Source organism: Paraburkholderia sp. J7 (assembly GCF_905220155.1).
Classification (GTDB): domain Bacteria; phylum Pseudomonadota; class Gammaproteobacteria; order Burkholderiales; family Burkholderiaceae; genus Paraburkholderia.
In genome coordinates this window covers 80,702-98,641 of record NZ_CAJMYZ010000020.1, presented here as the reverse complement: position 1 = coordinate 98,641, position 17,940 = coordinate 80,702, and the positions used below count along the sequence as shown (strand labels likewise).

Below are 17,940 nucleotides of genomic sequence, written 5' to 3'. Positions count from 1 at the left end.
GTTCTAATTTTTACAAATCGGCACAATTATTACTCACTTTCACGTGTTTCGGGTCGCTCGTAGAAAATTTGCCGATTACGTATCTTTTCCCACAACACTTTGCGAGAAATTCCGAGGAATTGTGCGGTGTCCTTGCGCCGGTGGCCGTTTTGGTCCAGCGCCACACAGAGCGGAAAGTGCGATCGATCATGTCTCGCGAACGGCGGGCGCTGTGCCCCCGACGCAAACGGCACGTTTAGCCGCCAACCGGTTGTCGACCGGATGCGGCGCCCCGCACCCGGACAAACTAGAGTGCCTTCTCTCAAACGCGCGCGATCCTTTCCAGTATCCTGCCCTCACCTTGCGGCGTGCCAGTCGCGCCGCACGGGCAGCATCGACATGACAAACAACATCAGTGGAGGAAGACATGAGCCGATTCATGGGACGCGCGGCGCGCCGTGTCGCGCTGGCGAGCGCACTGCTGTGCAGCGCGCTCGCCGCGCACGCGCAGAGCGACACGCCTGTCGGCGTCTGGCAGACGATCGACGATCACACCGGCCAACCGAAGGCGCTCGTGCAGATCAGCGCCGACGCCAACGGCGATCTAAGTGGCAAGGTCATCAAGGGACTCAGTGCGAATGACCAGCCCGACCGGCGCTGCACGGCCTGCACCGACGCACGCAAGGATCAGCTGATCCTCGGCATGACGATCATCGACAGCATGAAGAAAAGCGACGACGGTTATGACGGCGGCCACATTCTCGACCCCGAGAACGGCAAGATCTACCGCTGCAAGATGCATACGGAAGACGGTGGCCAGAAACTCGTCGTGCGTGGCTATTTGGGCATTTCGCTGCTTGGCCGCTCGCAGACCTGGGTGCGCCAGCAGTGAACGGATTGAGCTAAGAACCGGCGCGCAAACCGGCAAGGGAACCTGAGAGACGAAACCGGCCGAAGCGGGCACATGCGCCGCTTCGGCCGGAGTTTGATACGCGCTGGTGTTACGCCGTGTGACGATATACAGAGCGATAGTTGAATGGCTGCGATGGCGCGGACGCGGGCGCCACCGGTACGAACGGCGAATTGCGCGGCGTGTTGCGTGCCGCTTCCTGCCTGCGCGCCGCTTTTTCCGCACGACTCACGTGCTTGCGCATACGCGTTTCGATGGTGTCGCACAACGTCACGCCCTCTTCGCCGAACAACTCGCCCATCACGGACTTGAGCACGCCGTTGTCGTGCCAGGTCTTGAAGCGGCGATGGCAGGTTTGATACGAAGGGTAGCGGCGCGGCATGGCCGACCAGGTCGCGCCGCTATACATGATCCACAGTACGCCGTTGAGCACCGAGCGCGTGTTGGCAAGCGGCCGGCCGCGCAACTCGGTGCGCGGGCGCAGTTCGGGCAGGAGCAGCATCACGCGCTGCCATTCTTCGTCGGTAATATCGCGATGCGGGGTCATGGAGAGTCCTTTGTCAGAAGCTGTACCGACAAACGATATCCACTCGCCCTCGCCGTCCCTATCAGACGAGTCCGAATCTTGAAAAAGGTGCCGCAGCGCTATTTCGAGACTAGCCTGATGCCAGTGTGCCGCCGCGCATGCGCCCACAACCCGCACACGCGGTGCGGGCGCCGTGCCGTGCCGTCAGGTCAGCGCCGTATCGACAATGCGGCGCGGCGTTTCGAGATATTCCTTCGACTGCATTTCGACGATACGCGACACCGTGCGCGTGAACTCGTTGGCCATCGGGCCTTCAACGTAGAGTTCTTCGGGCGGCACGGCGGCCGACATCAACAGCTTGACCTTGTGGTCGTAGAACACGTCGATGAGCCACGTGAAGCGGCGCGCTTCGGACTGCATGCGCGGCGTCATCTGCGGGACGCCTGAGAGGATCACGGCGTGAAAGCGGCTCGCCAGTTCCAGATAGTCGTTCTGCGAGCGCGGACCGCCGCACAGCGTCGCGAAATCGAACCACACCACGCCGTCGGCCTTGCGCAACGCCTTGAGCTCGCGCTTCTCGATGCGCAATAGCGGGCTTTCGTCGGGCACGGCAGCAAGCTCCGCGAACGAGTGGCGCAACGCCTTGTCGGCAGCCGCGCCGAGCGGCGTGTGATAGACCTCGACCTGCGCCAGCGTGCGCTGGCGATAGTCGACGCCCGCATCGACGTTGAGCACGTCGAGCTTGCTCTTGATCAGCTCGATCGCGGGCAGCATGCGGTCGCGATGCAGGCCATCGGGATAGAGCAGATCGGGATCGTAGTTGGACGTCATCACGAACTGCACGCCGTTCTCAAAGAGGCGGTCAAGCAGACGGTAGAGGATCATCGCATCGGCGATGTCCGAGACGTGGAATTCGTCGAAGCAGATCAGGCGATAACGCTTCGCAATGCGGCGCGCGAGTTCGTCGAGCGGATCGGCCTGGCCCTTGAGCTCTTCAAGCTCGCGGTGCACCTCGCGCATGAATTCGTGAAAGTGCAGACGCGTCTTGCGCTGCAGCGGCACCACCGCATAGAAGCTGTCCATCAGGAAGCTCTTGCCACGCCCTACACCGCCCCACATGTACACGCCGCGTGGCAGGTCCGGGTGAATCAGAAACTTCTTGAGCGCGTTCGAACGCCGCGACTTGTATGCCACCCACTCGTCGTAGCACCGCTGCAGCCGGTCGATCGCGGCGCGTTGCGCCGTATCGGGCTTGTATCCCCGCTTCTGCAGTTCGTTTTCGTAGTATTCGGTGACGTTCATTTTGTGGGCCGCAAATGAGGAAAGGCGGGAGGGCAAACGCCCACCCGCCTCCGTACGTGATGCTGGTACATCGAGGCAGGGCGGCCAGAAAAGCCGGCCGCCCTGCCCCTGGCGCTCTTACATGTTGAGCGCGCGCTTGTCAGTCGCGAGTGCTGCTTCGCGCATGACTTCAGACAACGACGGGTGCGGATGGCAGATGCGGCCGATGTCTTCGGCGGCAGCCTTGAATTCCATCGCCACCACGGCTTCCGCGATCAGGTCCGATGCGTTGGCCGAGATGATGTGCACGCCGAGCAGCTCGTCGGTCTTGGCGTCGGCGATCATTTTCACGAAGCCGTCGGCCTTGTTGATGCCAAGCGCGCGGCCGTTCGCCATGAACGGGAACTGGCCCGTCTTGATGTCGCGGCCTTCTGCCTTGAGCTGCTGCTCCGTCTTGCCGACCCATGCGATTTCCGGTTCGGTGTAGATCACCCACGGAATGCAGTTGTAGTCGATATGCGGCTTCTGGCCGTCGATGATCTCGGCCACCAGCACGCCTTCGTCTTCGGCCTTGTGCGCGAGCATCGGGCCGCGCACCACGTCGCCGATCGCGTAGACGTTCGGCACTGCCGTTGCACAGTGATCGTCCACGTCGATGAAGCCGCGCTCGTTGGCCTTCAGGCCGATCGCTTCGAGACCGAGATTATCGGTGTTCGGCACGCGGCCAACCGACACGATCAGGCGATCGGCTTCGAGCACTTGCGCGTTGCCGTCCTTGTCCGTGTAGTTGATCGTGACATTCTTGTCCGTCGCCTTCACTTCACCGACCTTCACGCCAACGTGAATGTCGAGACCCTGCTTCTTGAAGAGCTTGGCGGCTTCCTTCGAGAGCGCAACGTCAGCAGCGCCGAGGAATTCCGGCAGCGCTTCGAGCACGGTCACTTCCGCGCCCAGACGACGCCACACCGAGCCCAGCTCCAGACCGATCACGCCGGCGCCGATCACGGCCAGCTTCTTCGGCACGGTGTCGAACGAGAGCGCGCCTTCGTTGTCGGCGACGATCTTGTTGTCGACCGGGATGCCCGCCAGATGACGCGCCTTCGAGCCCGTTGCGATGATCACGTTCTTCGCCGTGACGACTTCGGTTTCGCCTTCGCCGCTCACTTCGATCTGCACGCCGGCGTCGGTCTTGCCGGTGAACTTGCCGTGGCCCTTGAGCCACGTGATCTTGTTCTTGCGGAACAGGAACTCGATACCCTTCGTCATCTTCTCGACGATGCCTTCCTTGCGGGCGAGCATCTTCGCGACGTCGATCTTCACGTCGCCCACGCTGATGCCGTGGTCAACGAGGTGGTGCTGGGCGTTTTCGAACTCTTCCGACGAGGCGAGCAGCGCCTTCGACGGAATGCAGCCGACGTTCAGGCACGTGCCGCCGAGCTTCAGCGCGCCGGCCGGGTTCTTCCATTTTTCGATACACGCAACCGACTTGCCGAGCTGGGCGGCGCGGATCGCCGCGATATAGCCGCCGGGGCCGGCGCCGATCACGACGACGTCAAATTCTTTGGACATGGTCATCCTTTCGAGACGTGAGCGCCACGCGCGGTGTCCGGCTTCCGGATACCGCGCGCAAGGCGCTCAGTGTGAGACTGGATGCGCGAGCAGGACGGGAGCCCTGGCTCGCGCTACAACGCGAATTACAGGTCGAGCAGCAGACGAGCCGGATCTTCCAGCGCGTCCTTCATTGCGACCAGCGACAGGACGGCTTCGCGGCCGTCGATGATGCGGTGGTCGTACGACATCGCGAGGTAGTTCATCGGGCGGATCACGATCTGGCCGTTCTCGACCACAGCGCGTTCCTTCGTGGCGTGCACGCCGAGGATCGCCGACTGCGGCGGGTTGATGATCGGGGTCGAGAGCATCGAGCCGAACACACCGCCGTTCGAGATCGAGAACGTACCACCCGTCATTTCTTCGATCGACAGCTTGCCGTCCTTGGCCTTCTGGCCGAATTCGGCGATCTTCTTCTCGATGTCGGCGAGGCTCATCTGGTCTGCGTTACGCAGGATGGGCACCACCAGACCGCGCGGCGAGCCGACAGCGATACCGATGTCGAAGTAGCCGTGGTAGACGATGTCGTTGCCGTCGATCGACGCGTTGACGAGCGGGAACTTCTTGAGGGCGTGAACCGCAGCCTTCACGAAGAACGACATGAAGCCGAGCTTCACGCCGTGTTCCTTCTCGAACTTGTCCTTGTACTTGTTGCGCAGATCCATGACCGGCGCCATGTTCACTTCGTTGAACGTCGTGAGGATGGCGTTGGTTTGCTGCGACTCGAGCAGACGCTCGGCGATACGCGCACGCAGACGCGACATCGGCACGCGCTGTTCCGGGCGGTCGTTGAGCCAGTTCGCAGCCGATGCCGGTGCGTTGACTTGCGGCAGCGAGGGCTTCGCAGCAGCAGCGGATTTGGCAGCCGGTGCAGCGGCCGGAGCGGCCTTCGGCGCGCCTGCGCCGAGCACGTCCTGCTTCGTGATGCGGCCGTCACGGCCCGTGCCGGCGACGTCGCCGCCCGACAGACCCTTCTCCGCCATCAGCTTCGACGCGGCGGGCGATGCCACGGTGCTGCTGGCCGTCGAGGCGGCGACAGCAGCAGCCGGTGCGGCTGCGGGAGCCGCGGCAGCAGCCGGAGCGGCAGCGGCTGCGGGAGCTGCAGCGGCGCCAGCCTTGGCTTCCGTGTCGATCTTTGCGATTACCTGTTCGCTCTCGACGGTTGCGCCGTCGCCAACGAGGATCTCGGCCAGCACGCCGGCTGCCGGCGCGGGCACTTCGAGCACGACTTTATCGGTTTCGATCTCGATGACGACTTCGTCCTGAGCGATCGCTTCGCCCGGCTTCTTCTTCCACTGCAGCATCGTGCCTTCCGACACCGACTCCGAAAACTGCGGGACCTTCACTTCTACGATAGCCATGTGATTTTCCTGAATACTTTTTCGGGGACATCCCCGTATGACGAACCGGGTCGCGCACTTGAGCGCGGGAAAGCGTGCCTTGAATTCACACGCTTTCCCGGTTCGGTTGCTCTAGTGCTTACTTCGCGACCTGCGCGCCCTTCAGGCGGCCGAATGCACCTTCGATCAGCGTCTTCTGCTGCTCGTAGTGCTTCGCGTAGTAGCCAACAGCCGGCGATGCGGAAGCAGGACGGCCGCTGTACGCGAGCTTCATGCCTTCCTTCATGCCTTCCTTCAGGTGATGCTCGATGTAGAACCACGGGCCCTGATTCTGCGGCTCGTCCTGCACCCACACCACTTCGGTCGCGTTGTCGTACTTCTTCAGCTCCGCTTCGAACTGCTTGTGCGCGAACGGGTAGAGCTGTTCGATACGGATGATCGCGACGTCGTTTGCCTTCGCTTCGCGGCGGTGCGCGACGAGGTCGAAGTACACGCGGCCCGAGCAGGCCACCACGCGCTTGACCTTCTTCGCGTCGATGCTTTCGTCCACTTCACCGATGACCGGCTGGAACGTGCCCTTCGCGAGTTCGGACAGATCCGACACGGCTTCCTTGTGACGGAGCAGCGACTTCGGCGTGAAGATGATGAGCGGCTTGCGGAACAGGCGGATCATCTGGCGGCGCAGCACGTGGAAGATCTGAGCCGGCGTGGTCGGCTGAACGACCTGCATGTTGTGCTCGGCGCACAGTTGCAGGAAACGCTCGATACGCGCCGACGAGTGCTCCGGACCCTGGCCTTCGTAGCCGTGCGGCAGCAGCATCGTGAGACCCGAAACGCGGCCCCACTTCACTTCGCCCGACGAGATGAACTGGTCGATCACGACCTGCGCACCGTTGACGAAGTCGCCGAACTGGCCTTCCCACGCGACGAGCGTGTTCGGTTCAGCGGTCGAGTAGCCGTATTCGAAGCCGAGCACGGCCTCTTCCGACAGCACCGAGTCGATCACCGTGAACTGCGCCTGGTTCTCGCCGATGTTTTGCAGCGGCACGTACGTGCCATCGTCCCAACGCTCGCGGTTCTGGTCGTGCAGAACGGCGTGGCGGTGCGTGAACGTGCCGCGGCCCGAGTCCTGGCCCGTCAGGCGCACTGCGTAGCCCGAAGCGACCAGCGACGCGAACGCGAGGTGTTCGCCCATGCCCCAGTCGAGCTTCGCTTCGCCCTTGCCCATCGCGCGGCGGTCGTTGATGACGCGCTCGACCAGCGGGTGAACCTTGAAGTTCTCGGGGATCGTGGTGATGCGCTCAGCCAGACGCTTGAGTTCGGCGAGCGGCACTGCCGTGTCGGCAGCGTCGGTCCACTTGCGGTTCAGGAACGGAACCCAGTCCACCGCGTACTTGCTCTTGTAGTTCGAGAGCACGGGGTCGACCGTGTGGTGGCCTTCGTCCATCGCGGCACGGTAGGCCTTGACGTAGTTGTCGCCGTCTTCCGCCGTGATGACGCCCTGCTGCACGAGCTTCTCGGCGTACAGCGCACGGGTGCCCGGGTGCTTCGCGATCGTCTTGTACATCAGCGGCTGCGTGACAGCCGGCGTGTCCTGCTCGTTGTGGCCGAGCTTGCGGAAACAGATGATGTCGACCACGACATCCTTGTGGTACTGCATGCGGAAATCGACCGCGAGCTGGATCGCCAGCACGACCGCTTCCGGATCGTCGCCGTTCACGTGCAGCACCGGCGCTTCGATCATCTTGACCACGTCGGTACAGTAGAGCGTCGAACGCGCGTCGCGCGGGTCCGAGGTCGTGAAGCCGATCTGGTTGTTGATGACGATGTGCAGCGTGCCGTGCGTGCCGTAACCGCGCGTTTGCGCGAGGTTCAGCGTTTCCATCACGACGCCCTGGCCTGCGAAGGCCGCGTCGCCGTGGATCTGCACCGGCAGCACCTGCAGGCCGTCTGCATCGCCGCGGCGATCCATACGGGCCTTCGCCGAGCCTTCGACCACCGGGTTGACGATTTCGAGGTGCGACGGGTTGAACGCGAGCGACAGGTGGACCGGGCCGCCTTCGGTTGCGACGTCCGACGAGAAGCCCTTGTGGTACTTCACGTCGCCAGCCGGCAGGTCGTCGACGTGCTTGCCTTCGAATTCGGCGAACAGGTCAGCCGGCATCTTGCCGAGCGTATTGACCAGCACGTTCAAACGGCCACGGTGGGCCATGCCGATGACGATTTCCTGCACGCCCTTCGCGCCTGCGTGACGGACGACTTCGTCCATCGCGGCGATGAAGGACTCGCCGCCTTCGAGCGAGAAGCGCTTCTGGCCGACGTACTTGGTGTGCAGGAAGCGCTCGAGGCCTTCGGCGGCCGTCAGGCGCTGCAGGATGTGCTTCTTCTTGTCGTTCGAGAAGCTCGGCGTCGAGCGGATCGACTCGAGACGCTCCTTCCACCAGCGCTTTTGTTCAGGATCGCTGATGTACATGTACTCGGCGCCGATCGTGCCGCAGTACGTGTCGCGCAGCGCCTTGACGATCTCGCGCAGCGTCGCGCGCTCAAACCCGAAATACAGGTTCGTAGCGCTGAACGTCTGGTCCATGTCGGCTTCGGTGAAGTCGTAGAACGCAGGTTCGAGTTCGGGAATAGGCGGGCGCTCGCGACGCTTCAGCGGGTCCAGATTGGCCCACTGCGAGCCCAGGAAGCGATATGCGCCGATGAGGGACTGAACGTAGACTTGCTTGCGAGCCGTTGCGAGGTCTTCGCCGCCACCCTTGGGGACGAATGCATTGGCTTTTGCGCGCTGGGCAAACGACTCGACGATCGGCCCGTGGGCGATGTCGTTGTCGGTCGTGCCACTCGACGACGGCACGTTTTGCAGTGCGTCGAAGTATTCACGCCATTGGTCCGGAACGGACGCAGGGTTGTCAAGATATGCTTCGTATAGCTCTTCGACATACGGAGCATTGCCGCCGAACAAATAGGAGTTCAGCTGGAATTGCTTCATCGTTTCCGACATTTACGCTCACCTTTCTTCGAGTTTCTCGAGAAATAGCGGGTTACTCAACCTTCCGCGCCACGGCCTGACCGTTTAGCGGATTGCGAATCAAGTCTGCTTGGAAGGACCTAAATCATGCATCCGCGGAGTATAGCGCATATGCGCATCTCGCCACAGGATGCAATGCGACCGAACACCACGCGGGAACCCTTTTTATATGGGCTCTTGCGGCATTCGCAATGCTCTCTTCCCGCAGCGCAATGCAATCCCCGCCAGACGCAAAAAAGCCGCCCATCAAGCGGCGGCTTTTCTGTGAGTCTGTTTGCATTGCAGTGCGGCAAAAAAGCGATAAAACTGCAAATTACTCGGCACCGGCTTCGCGGCTCGCGCGGCGACGCTCGTGTTCCTTCAGGTGACGCTTGCGCAGACGGATCGATTGCGGCGTGACTTCCACGAGTTCGTCGTCGTCGATGAATTCCACGGCGTATTCGAGCGACATCTGGATCGGCGGCACGAGGCGCACGGCTTCGTCGGTGCCCGAGGCGCGCACGTTGGTCAGCTGCTTGCCCTTGATCGGGTTCACGACGAGGTCGTTGTCGCGGCTGTGAATGCCGATGATCATGCCTTCGTACAGCGCGTCGCCCGGCTTCACGAACATGCGGCCGCGGTCCTGCAGCTTCCACAGTGCGTAGGCGACGGCGGCGCCGTCGTCCTGCGAGATCAGCACGCCGTTGCGGCGTTCGCCGAGCGTGCCTTCCCTGACCGGGCCGTAGGCGTCGAACACGTGGCTCATCAGGCCCGTGCCGCGCGTGAGCGTCATAAACTCGCCCTGGAAGCCAATCAGGCCACGCGCCGGAATACGGTACTCAAGACGCGTGCGGCCACGGCCGTCCGAAGCCATGTCGAGCATTTCGCCCTTGCGGCGGCCCAGCTCTTCCATCACACCGCCCTGGTGGGCGTCTTCGACGTCCACGGTCAGCATTTCGTACGGCTCCTGCTTCACGCCGTCGACTTCGTGCAGCACCACGCGCGGACGCGACACGGCCAGCTCGTAGCCTTCACGGCGCATGTTTTCGATCAGGATCGTCAGGTGCAGTTCGCCACGGCCCGAGACTTCGAACGTGGTTTCGTCGCCGGTGTCCTTCACGCGCAGCGCGACGTTGTGGTTCAGTTCCTTCGTGAGACGGTCGCGGATCTGGCGGCTCGTCACGAACTTGCCTTCGCGGCCTGCGAGCGGCGACGAGTTCACGAGGAAGTTCATCGTGAGCGTCGGCTCGTCCACCGTGATCATCGGCAGCGCTTCGGGCGTGTCGACCGCGCAGATGGTCGCGCCAATGCCGATGTCTTCAATACCGTTGATCAGCACGATGTCGCCGGCTTCAGCCGATTCGACCTGCACGCGCTCGAGGCCGCTGAACGACAGCACCTGGTTGATCTTGCGGTTCATCACCTCGCCTTCCGGGCCGAAGCGCAGCGCCACCGGCTGACCCGGCTTGATGCGGCCGCGCTTGATGCGGCCCACGCCGATACGGCCGACGTAGGTCGAGTAGTCGAGCGAGGTGATCTGGAGCTGCAGCGGGCCTTCCGGATCCGCATCGCGAACCGGCACGTATTCGAGCACGGCGTCGAAGAGAGGACGCATGTCGCCTTCGCGCGCGTCCGGTGACAGCGAAGCGTAGCCGTTCAGGCCCGAGGCATAGACGACCGGGAAGTCGAGCTGTTCTTCGGTCGCGCCGAGCTTGTCGAACAGGTCGAACGTCTGGTTGATCACCCAGTCGATACGCGCGCCCGGACGGTCGATCTTGTTGACGACGACGATCGGCTTGAGGCCGAGCGCCAGCGCCTTCTTGGTCACGAAGCGCGTTTGCGGCATCGGGCCTTCGACGGCGTCGACGAGCAGCAGCACCGAGTCGACCATCGAGAGCACGCGCTCGACTTCACCGCCGAAGTCGGCGTGACCCGGGGTGTCGACGATGTTGATGTGGGTACCTTCGTACTCGACCGCGCAGTTCTTCGAAAGAATCGTGATACCACGCTCTTTTTCGATGTCGTTCGAGTCCATCACGCGCTCGGCGACCTGCTGGTTGTCACGGAACGTGGCGGTCTGACGGAGGAGCTGGTCGACGAGCGTGGTCTTGCCGTGGTCGACGTGGGCAATGATGGCGATGTTGCGAAGAGCGCGGGACATAGGAACCTGGGTACAGTTGAGTGCGCCGCGCATGCCCTGCTGGCAGGCCCGGCAAGGGCGCGCGGCCGCCGCTTCGAGCCGCGCCGGACGACTGTCTTGGACGATCGCCGGCGGGTCAATTCAGCATCGCTGCAATGACGCACTTTGGGAACCTGAAAGTATAGCACGCGCAGATGAATTGATCTCGCGCATATCAGGGAGCACCCTGGATCAGGTTGGGCAGCGTCGCACCCGCGCAACGCATGCGATGAGAGAAACCGGCGGAACCGGCGCGCCGCCGGCCCCGCATTTTCCCATGCGTGTGGGGCCGGATTAAGCCCCTACTCTGCAAAGGTTTCTCGGCAAAGGCAGAATAAATCTTGCCGCGTCAACTAACCGCCCCTATAATTCCTGCCTGGTCAACCATTGCAGTCGCAGCAGAATCTCATGACGGATCCGACTCCCACGCCCCCGCCCGAAGTCCGCGACTACGACCTTGGTGAGAGCGTCGGCTACCTGATCTCGCGGGTGAAATCGACGATGTCGAACATGGTCACCCAGCGCGCCGTTGCCGAACTCGGCGTAACGAGCCAGCAGGCCAGCATCCTGTTCATGGTGGCGACCGGCAAATGCACGCTCGCCGCCGAACTCGCCCGCGAGTATGGCATCGACGCGAGCGCCGTCACGCGGCTTGTCGACCGGCTGGAGAAGCGCGGGCTCCTGAAGCGCGTGCGCAGCTCCGAAGACCGCCGCGCGGTGCGCCTCGCGCTCACGCCCGAAGGCCTTGCCATCGCCGCGCGCATGCCGGCGATTTTCCGCAGCGTCACGGAGCATCTCTCAGCCGGATTCACGCCTGAGGAGGTCGGATTCCTGAAGAGCATGTTGCGGCGAATTCTTTCGAATAGCTGCGAAGCTAGCCAGAATTCGAGCCCGAATTCGCCCGAGAATTGATGACGGGGCAAGCAAATTTGAAATCGCCGAACAAGAAAATAGCTGCATCGTCCAGTATCACCACACACTCTCACGCATCGAGACGAGCAATGAAATCCCAAACCGAGTTTGCGCCAGTTCCGGCCGTGCGGGCGCTGTCCTGCCGGGCGGCGGTCGCCGCCGCGGTCGCGGCGCTCGCCCTTTCGGGTTGCGCGAACTACATCGGCATCAAGAGCGACAAGACCATCGATCAGCCGCAGCAGTTCGAAAGCTCGCAAAGCATTCCGGCGCAAGGCGGCCAGTGGCCCACGCTCGACTGGGCGAACCAGTTCGGCGACCCGCAACTGCCCAAGCTGATCGACGAGGCGCTCGAAGGCAGCCCGACCATCGCTCAGGCGCAGGCGCGCCTGGCCAAGGCTTCGTCGTACATCGAAACCTCGCGCTCGGCGCTCTTCCCGAAGGCCAACCTGAGCTATTCGTGGACCCGCGAGCTGTATTCGGCCAACGCGCTCTTCCCGCCCCCGTACGGCGGCACCTGGTATAGCGAAAACAACGTGCTCGCCAGCGCCTCGTGGGATCTGGACCTCTGGGGGAAGAACCGCCAGCGCCTCGCTCAAGCCGTGTCCGCGCAGCGCGCCGCCGAGGCGGACATGCAGCAGGCGCGCATCACGCTCGCCTCTTCGGTTGCGCGCACGTATAACCAGCTCGCCCAGCTCTACGAACTGCGCGCCATCGCCGTGCACGAGATCGACAACCGCAAGACCATCGGCACGATCACGAACGGCCGCGTGGTGGCGGGGCTCGACACCAACGTCGAGAAGCAGACGGCGAACGGCAATATCGCGACGAGCCAGGCCAACCTCTCGCAGATCGACGGCCAGATCGAAACGACGCGCTACCAGCTCGGCGCCCTGCTCGGCAAGGGCCCGGACCGCGGCTTGCAGATCGCGCAGCCGGTGCTCAATCCGGTTGCCAACGTCGCGCTGCCCGACAATCTGCCCGCCGACCTGCTCGCGCGCCGTCCCGACATCGTCGCCGCGCGCTGGCAGGTGGAAGCCGCGATGCACGACGTGAAGGAAGCCAAGGCCGAGTTCTATCCCGACGTGAACCTCGCGGCCGGCTTCGGCTTCGATGCGTTCGGCTGGGGCAAATTCCTGAACTTCACGAGCCGCCAGGCGCAGTTCGGGCCGGCCGTGCATTTGCCGCTCTTCGACGCGGGCGCGCTGCGTGCGCAACTGAAGGGTCGCTACGCCGACTTCGAGCTCGATGTGGCGAACTACAACCAGACGCTCATCGGCGCTTTCCAGGACGTGGCGACCGACGTGTCGACGATCCGCTCGGCCGACAAGCAGCTCGTGGACGCGGATCGCGCGCTCGACGCTTCGACCAAAGCCTGGCAGCTCGCCGTGATCCGTTACAAGGCGGGTCTCTCCGAGCAGCTTCAGGTGCTCACCGCCGACCAGAACCGCCTCGCGGCGGAGCAGACGGTGTCGAACCTGAAGGCGCAGCGCCGCGACCAGCAGATGGCGCTCATCAAGTCGCTTGGCGGCGGCTTCGAAGCGCAAGGCGCAGGGCTCACGCCGCCGGCCGAAGTCGGCAGCGAAGCACGCGGCCAAAGCGACGTGAACGGCGCACCGTGGCGCGGTACACGCTCGCCGCAGAACGCGGCGGCGTCGACGAACGCGGCAAACGCTGCACCTGTGCCGAATTGAGCGCCGGGCAGCACACGAACATCAAAAACTGAACGAACAGCACGCAAGCATCCGGAGATCCTTCCATGAGCACCCCCCAGCAGCCGGCGGCCCCGCAGCCGAACGCGAACAGCGGCAAGCGCAAGCGCATGATGACGCTGCTTGTCCTCGTGATCGTGATTGCAGCCGTTGCCTACGGCCTCTACTACTTCCTCGTCGCGCGCTTTACCGAAAGCACGGACGACGCCTATGTGAACGGCAACGTCGTGCAGATCACGCCGCAGGTCACCGGCACGGTGATCGCACTGAAAGCGGACGACACGCAAACCGTGAACGTCGGCGACCCGCTCGTGCTGCTCGACCCGGCCGACGCGCGCGTCACGCTCGAGCAGACTGAAGCGCAACTCGCGCAAACAGTACGCCAGGTGCGCGGCCTCTTCGCCGACGACAGCCAGTACGAAGCGCAAGTCGCGGTTCGCCAGGCCGACCTCTCGCGCGCGCAGGACGACCTGCGCCGCCGCATGCAGGTCGCGCAGACGGGCGCCGTCTCGCAGGAAGAAATCTCGCACGCCCGCGACGCCGTGCGCAGCGCCGAAGCCGCGCTCGAAGCCGCGCAGCAACAGCTCGCCGCGAACCGCGCGCTGACCGCCAACACGACCATCGCCAATCACCCGAACGTAGAGGCTGCCGCCGCCAAGGTGCGCGACGCCTATCTGGCGAACGCACGCAACACGCTGCCCGCGCCGGTCACCGGCTACGTGGCCAAGCGCACGGTGCAGGTGGGCCAGCGCGTCTCGCCGGGCAATCCGCTCATGTCGGTGGTGCCGCTGAATTCGCTGTGGGTCGACGCCAACTTCAAGGAAGTGCAGCTCAAGCACATGCGCATCGGCCAGGCGGTCGAAATGACGGCCGACGTGTATGGCTCGTCGGTGGTCTATCACGGCAAGGTGGTGGGCTTCTCGGCGGGCACGGGTTCGGCGTTCTCGCTGCTGCCCGCGCAGAACGCCACGGGTAACTGGATCAAGGTGGTGCAGCGTCTGCCGGTGCGTATCTCGCTCGATCCGGAAGACCTCCAGAAGCATCCGCTGCGTATCGGTCTCTCGATGCAGGTGGACGTGAACATCCGCAACGATTCGGGCACGCAGCTCGGCAACGCGCAGAACACCGTGTACGAGACCGATGTGTTCGCCAAGTACGGCGCAGAAGCCGATGCGGAGATCGCGCGCATCATCGCCGAAAACGCCGGCCCGAATGCGCACAAGGCAGCCAGCAGCGGTGCCAGCAACGCGGGCAACAGCGCGAGCGGCAACGCAGCCGCCAAGGCGCAGGTGTCGTCCGCTCACGCGGCGAAAGCCGGCGCGAAAGGCTGATTGAAGCCCTGCTAAAAGCACTCGCAAACACCGGCGCGGGCTGATCCTCAGCCCGCGCCGCTTTGTTTCGCGTGCCCTCCAACAGGTCAACAGGAAAGGACGCAATGGCAGCACCACAACAACCCGTCGCGCATCCCCCGCTGCAGGGCGCGCAACTCGTGATCGGCACGATCGCGGTGTCGCTCGCGGTGTTCATGAACGTGCTCGACACCTCGATCGCGAACGTGTCGATCCCGTCGATCTCGGGCGACCTCGGCGTGTCGTCGGACCAGGGCACGTGGGTCATCACCTCGTTCGCGGTGGCCAACGCGATCTCGGTGCCGCTCACGGGCTGGCTCACCGACCGTGTCGGCCAGGTACGCCTCTTCATGGCGTCGATCATCCTGTTCGTGATCTCGTCGTGGTTGTGCGGCCTCGCGCCCACGCTGCCCTTCCTGCTCGCCTCGCGCGTACTGCAAGGCGCCGTGGCCGGCCCGATGATCCCGCTTTCGCAAACGCTGCTGCTCGCGAGCTATCCGCGCGCGAAGGCGCCCATGGCACTCTCGATGTGGTCGATGACCACACTGATCGCGCCGGTGGCCGGTCCGATTCTGGGCGGCTGGATCTCCGACAACATCTCGTGGCCCTGGATCTTCTACGTGAACATCCCGGTCGGTATCGTGGCCGCGTTCGCGACGTGGGCGATCTTCCGCAACCGCGATTCGGTCGTGAAGAAGGCGCCGATCGACGGCGTGGGTCTCGCGCTGCTGATCATCTGGGTGGGTTCGCTGCAGGTGATGCTCGACAAGGGCAAGGACCTCGACTGGTTCTCGTCGACCACGGTCGTCGTGCTCGCGCTCACCGCGATCATCGCATTCGCTTTCTTCGTGGTATGGGAGCTGACCGCCGATCACCCCGTGGTCGACCTGTCGCTGTTCGCGCGGCGCAATTTTACGGGCGGCACGATCGCGCTTTCGGTGGGCTACGGCCTGTATTTCGGCAACCTCGTGCTGCTGCCGCTGTGGCTGCAGACGGACATCGGCTACACCGCTACCGACGCGGGTCTCGTGATGGCGCCTGTGGGCTTCTTCGCGATCCTGCTTTCGCCGATCACGGGCAAGATCCTGCCGCGCACCGACCCGCGCTATATCGCGACCACGGCGTTTATCGTGTTCGCGCTGTGCTTCTGGATGCGTTCGCGCTACACCACGGGCGTGGACACCTGGGCGCTCACGCTGCCTACACTGATCCAGGGCATTGGCATGGCGGGCCTCTTCATTCCGCTCGTGTCGATCACGCTTTCGGGTCTGCCGGGCCATCGCATTCCGGCGGCCTCGGGCTTGTCGAACTTCGTGCGGATCATGTGCGGCGGTATCGGCACCTCGATCTTCGAAACGGCGTGGGATCACCGAACGACGTTTCACCATGCACGCCTGACCGAAGTGGCGACGCCGACCAACCCGGTCTTCAACCAGTCGATGCAGCAGTTCCAGGGCGCGGGTCTCGATCCTTCCCAGGCGCACGGGCTCTTCGACCGGATGCTCTCACAGCAGGCCGCGCAACTCGGTGTGAACGACCTGTTCTGGATTTCCTCTGTGATCTTCATCGTGCTGATCGCGCTCATCTGGATCACGCGGCCCGAACGTTCAGGCGGTGCGGACGCGGGTGCGGCGGCTTCGGCGGCGCATTGAGGCTCATGCGTTAGCGCTTGCTGCTGCCCATAGCAAAACGGCACGTCCGGTTGTTCACCGACGTGCCGTTTTTGTTGGTGCGCCCGAGGCGCGATTCGAGTTCGCTCAGGCCGCGCCGCTCACGACCAGCCGCTCCGGCGCAAGCACGCCGTTCGCGGCCTTCGCCACGCCGAGCAAGCGCCCATCTTCCGCATACACACGCACGCGTTCGGCCGCTTCGCAAGCCGCGCGATCGAGCACCAGCTCGTTGAGCGGCAGGCGCTGGCCGTGCATGAAGCGGCGCGCCGCCTCTTCATTGAGCGTCAAGGCGGGAAACGTGGAAAGCAGCGCGTCGACAGGTTGCAGCCAGGTGTCGCGCTCGGGCTCGTCAGCGGCGGTGAGCGCGTCGAGCGTCACCGCATGCTCGAGCGTGAGCGCGCCCACACCCGTACGCCGCAGCATCACGAGATGCGCACCGCAGCCCAGCGCCTCGCCGATATCCTCGGCCAGCGTGCGGACGTACGTGCCCTTGCTGCAAGTCACGCGAAACGTGACCTCAGGCGTCTCGGGAAGCGCGCACGCGATCATCTCGAGCGCAAGGATCTTCACCTCGCGCCCTTCGCGCTCGACCGTCTGGCCCGCACGCGCGTATTCGTAGAGCGGCTTGCCGTCGCGCTTGAGCGCTGAATACATCGGCGGCACCTGCACGATGTCGCCGACAAAGCGCGCCATCGCTTCACGCACTGCGGCTTCGTCGCAGGTGACCTCGCGCGTTTCGATCGCCTCGCCTTCAGCGTCGCCCGTTGCCGTGCGAACGCCGAGACGCATGGTCGCTTCATACGTCTTGTCGGCTTCGAGCAGATCCTGCGAAAACTTGGTCGCTTCGCCAAAGCACAGTGGCAACAAGCCCGACGCGAGCGGATCGAGCGTGCCGGTGTGGCCTGCCTTCTTCACGCGATAAAGCCGCTTCGCGCGAATCAGCGCGTCGTTGCTGGAGAGGCCAACGGGCTTGTCGAGCAGCAGCACGCCGTCGAGCAGGCGGCGCGGCACCTTGGGTGGGGCCGCCTTAGGTCGGGCCGCGTCAGGTCGCGGCGCGCCCTGATTCTGTTTCGATGATGCAGTCATTGCCCGCGTCAGTCGTCCTTCGCGCGCGTCGCGTTCGCCTCGTCGATGAGACGCGACATCTCGACACCCTTCTCGACCGACTGGTCATAGTGGAAATGCAGCGTCGGCACCGTATGAATGTGCAGGCGCTTGAAGAGCTGGTTGTGCAGGTGGCCGGCGGCGTGGTTGAGCGCTTCCTGCGTGGTCTTCGGGTCGCCCGTGAGGGTCGTGAAGTAGACCTTGGCGTGCGCATAGTCGGGCGTGAGTTCCACGCTCTGGATCGTCACGAGCCCGACTCGCGGGTCCTTCACTTCGCGCATCAGCTCGGACAGATCGCGCTGGATCTGGTCCGCGATCTGCACATTGCGATTCGGGGAAGTACGTTTTTTCGGCATGATGGTT

14 protein-coding genes are annotated in these 17,940 nt (G+C 63.7%); 5 read left to right on the top strand and 9 right to left on the bottom strand.

Annotated features, from left to right (window positions below):
• Window positions 1–29 precede the first annotated feature (29 nt).
• Entirely contained in the window at window positions 30–164 is a 135-nt protein-coding gene (locus tag U5A58_RS28795; protein ID WP_415774313.1) for a helix-turn-helix domain-containing protein, read from the bottom strand.
• 254 nt (window positions 165–418) lie between these two features.
• On the opposite strand from U5A58_RS28795, the gene U5A58_RS28790 reads away from it, so the two are divergent.
• The gene (locus U5A58_RS28790; protein ID WP_415774312.1) at window positions 419–871 is read left to right on the top strand and encodes a DUF2147 domain-containing protein; all 453 of its coding nucleotides are present in this window, start codon (window positions 419–421) and stop codon (window positions 869–871) included.
• Between the two features lie 109 nt (window positions 872–980).
• On the opposite strand, the gene U5A58_RS28785 is transcribed toward U5A58_RS28790, so the two are convergent.
• From U5A58_RS28785 to typA, 6 genes are all read right to left on the bottom strand, one after another.
• Window positions 981–1,436: a transposase gene (locus U5A58_RS28785; protein ID WP_321963945.1), complete on the bottom strand. Its 456-nt coding sequence runs from the start codon at window positions 1,434–1,436 to the stop codon at window positions 981–983.
• Between the two features lie 183 nt (window positions 1,437–1,619).
• Window positions 1,620–2,717, bottom strand: a complete 1,098-nt coding sequence (gene zapE / locus U5A58_RS28780) for a cell division protein ZapE (RefSeq protein WP_321963944.1) — start codon at window positions 2,715–2,717, stop codon at window positions 1,620–1,622.
• Window positions 2,718–2,834: 117 nt separating this feature from the next.
• Entirely contained in the window at window positions 2,835–4,265 is a 1,431-nt protein-coding gene (gene lpdA, locus U5A58_RS28775; RefSeq protein WP_321963943.1) for a dihydrolipoyl dehydrogenase, read from the bottom strand.
• 125 nt (window positions 4,266–4,390) lie between these two features.
• Window positions 4,391–5,665, bottom strand: a complete 1,275-nt coding sequence (odhB, locus tag U5A58_RS28770; RefSeq protein ID WP_321914233.1) for a 2-oxoglutarate dehydrogenase complex dihydrolipoyllysine-residue succinyltransferase — start codon at window positions 5,663–5,665, stop codon at window positions 4,391–4,393.
• A gap of 118 nt (window positions 5,666–5,783) precedes the next feature.
• Window positions 5,784–8,648 carry a 2-oxoglutarate dehydrogenase E1 component gene (locus tag U5A58_RS28765; RefSeq protein ID WP_321914232.1) on the bottom strand — a complete coding sequence of 955 codons (2,865 nt, stop codon included), beginning with the start codon at window positions 8,646–8,648 and terminating at the stop codon, window positions 5,784–5,786.
• Window positions 8,649–8,988: 340 nt separating this feature from the next.
• Window positions 8,989–10,815, bottom strand: coding sequence for a translational GTPase TypA (gene typA / locus U5A58_RS28760; RefSeq protein WP_321948711.1), 1,827 nt, complete (start codon window positions 10,813–10,815; stop codon window positions 8,989–8,991).
• A gap of 426 nt (window positions 10,816–11,241) precedes the next feature.
• On the opposite strand from typA, the gene U5A58_RS28755 reads away from it, so the two are divergent.
• The 4 genes from U5A58_RS28755 to U5A58_RS28740 all read left to right on the top strand — a co-directional run bounded on the left by U5A58_RS28755 (window position 11,242) and on the right by U5A58_RS28740 (window position 16,455).
• Window positions 11,242–11,745, top strand: coding sequence for a MarR family winged helix-turn-helix transcriptional regulator (locus U5A58_RS28755; protein WP_321914230.1), 504 nt, complete (start codon window positions 11,242–11,244; stop codon window positions 11,743–11,745).
• An 89-nt stretch (window positions 11,746–11,834) separates the two neighbouring features.
• Complete coding sequence (locus U5A58_RS28750) at window positions 11,835–13,436, top strand: efflux transporter outer membrane subunit (RefSeq protein ID WP_321963942.1); 1,602 nt, start codon at window positions 11,835–11,837, stop codon at window positions 13,434–13,436.
• Window positions 13,437–13,501: 65 nt separating this feature from the next.
• Window positions 13,502–14,785, top strand: a complete 1,284-nt coding sequence (locus U5A58_RS28745; protein WP_321963941.1) for an EmrA/EmrK family multidrug efflux transporter periplasmic adaptor subunit — start codon at window positions 13,502–13,504, stop codon at window positions 14,783–14,785.
• A gap of 104 nt (window positions 14,786–14,889) precedes the next feature.
• Complete coding sequence (locus tag U5A58_RS28740; protein WP_321914227.1) at window positions 14,890–16,455, top strand: DHA2 family efflux MFS transporter permease subunit; 1,566 nt, start codon at window positions 14,890–14,892, stop codon at window positions 16,453–16,455.
• A 105-nt stretch (window positions 16,456–16,560) separates the two neighbouring features.
• Here the strand turns inward: U5A58_RS28740 and truB are convergent, their stop codons facing one another.
• Together truB and rbfA are read right to left on the bottom strand one after the other, a co-directional pair.
• Window positions 16,561–17,559 carry a tRNA pseudouridine(55) synthase TruB gene (gene truB, locus U5A58_RS28735; RefSeq protein WP_321963940.1) on the bottom strand — a complete coding sequence of 333 codons (999 nt, stop codon included), beginning with the start codon at window positions 17,557–17,559 and terminating at the stop codon, window positions 16,561–16,563.
• 8 nt (window positions 17,560–17,567) lie between these two features.
• Window positions 17,568–17,933, bottom strand: coding sequence for a 30S ribosome-binding factor RbfA (gene rbfA, locus U5A58_RS28730; protein WP_158758004.1), 366 nt, complete (start codon window positions 17,931–17,933; stop codon window positions 17,568–17,570).
• Window positions 17,934–17,940: the final 7 nt, after the last annotated feature.

Bases quoted from the DNA above. Each gene is read 5' to 3' on its own strand.
- rbfA (WP_158758004.1), bottom strand. From the start codon at position 17,933: ATGCCGAAAAAACGTACTTCCCCGAATCGCAATGTGCAGATCGCGGAC.
- zapE (WP_321963944.1), bottom strand. From the start codon at position 2,717: ATGAACGTCACCGAATACTACGAAAACGAACTGCAGAAGCGGGGATAC.
- U5A58_RS28790 (WP_415774312.1), top strand. From the start codon at position 419: ATGGGACGCGCGGCGCGCCGTGTCGCGCTGGCGAGCGCACTGCTGTGC.
- odhB (WP_321914233.1), bottom strand. From the start codon at position 5,665: ATGGCTATCGTAGAAGTGAAGGTCCCGCAGTTTTCGGAGTCGGTGTCG.
- U5A58_RS28750 (WP_321963942.1), top strand. From the start codon at position 11,835: ATGAAATCCCAAACCGAGTTTGCGCCAGTTCCGGCCGTGCGGGCGCTG.
- U5A58_RS28755 (WP_321914230.1), top strand. From the start codon at position 11,242: ATGACGGATCCGACTCCCACGCCCCCGCCCGAAGTCCGCGACTACGAC.
- U5A58_RS28785 (WP_321963945.1), bottom strand. From the start codon at position 1,436: ATGACCCCGCATCGCGATATTACCGACGAAGAATGGCAGCGCGTGATG.
- U5A58_RS28765 (WP_321914232.1), bottom strand. From the start codon at position 8,648: ATGTCGGAAACGATGAAGCAATTCCAGCTGAACTCCTATTTGTTCGGC.
- lpdA (WP_321963943.1), bottom strand. From the start codon at position 4,265: ATGTCCAAAGAATTTGACGTCGTCGTGATCGGCGCCGGCCCCGGCGGC.
- U5A58_RS28745 (WP_321963941.1), top strand. From the start codon at position 13,502: ATGAGCACCCCCCAGCAGCCGGCGGCCCCGCAGCCGAACGCGAACAGC.
- U5A58_RS28740 (WP_321914227.1), top strand. From the start codon at position 14,890: ATGGCAGCACCACAACAACCCGTCGCGCATCCCCCGCTGCAGGGCGCG.
- truB (WP_321963940.1), bottom strand. From the start codon at position 17,559: ATGACTGCATCATCGAAACAGAATCAGGGCGCGCCGCGACCTGACGCG.
- typA (WP_321948711.1), bottom strand. From the start codon at position 10,815: ATGTCCCGCGCTCTTCGCAACATCGCCATCATTGCCCACGTCGACCAC.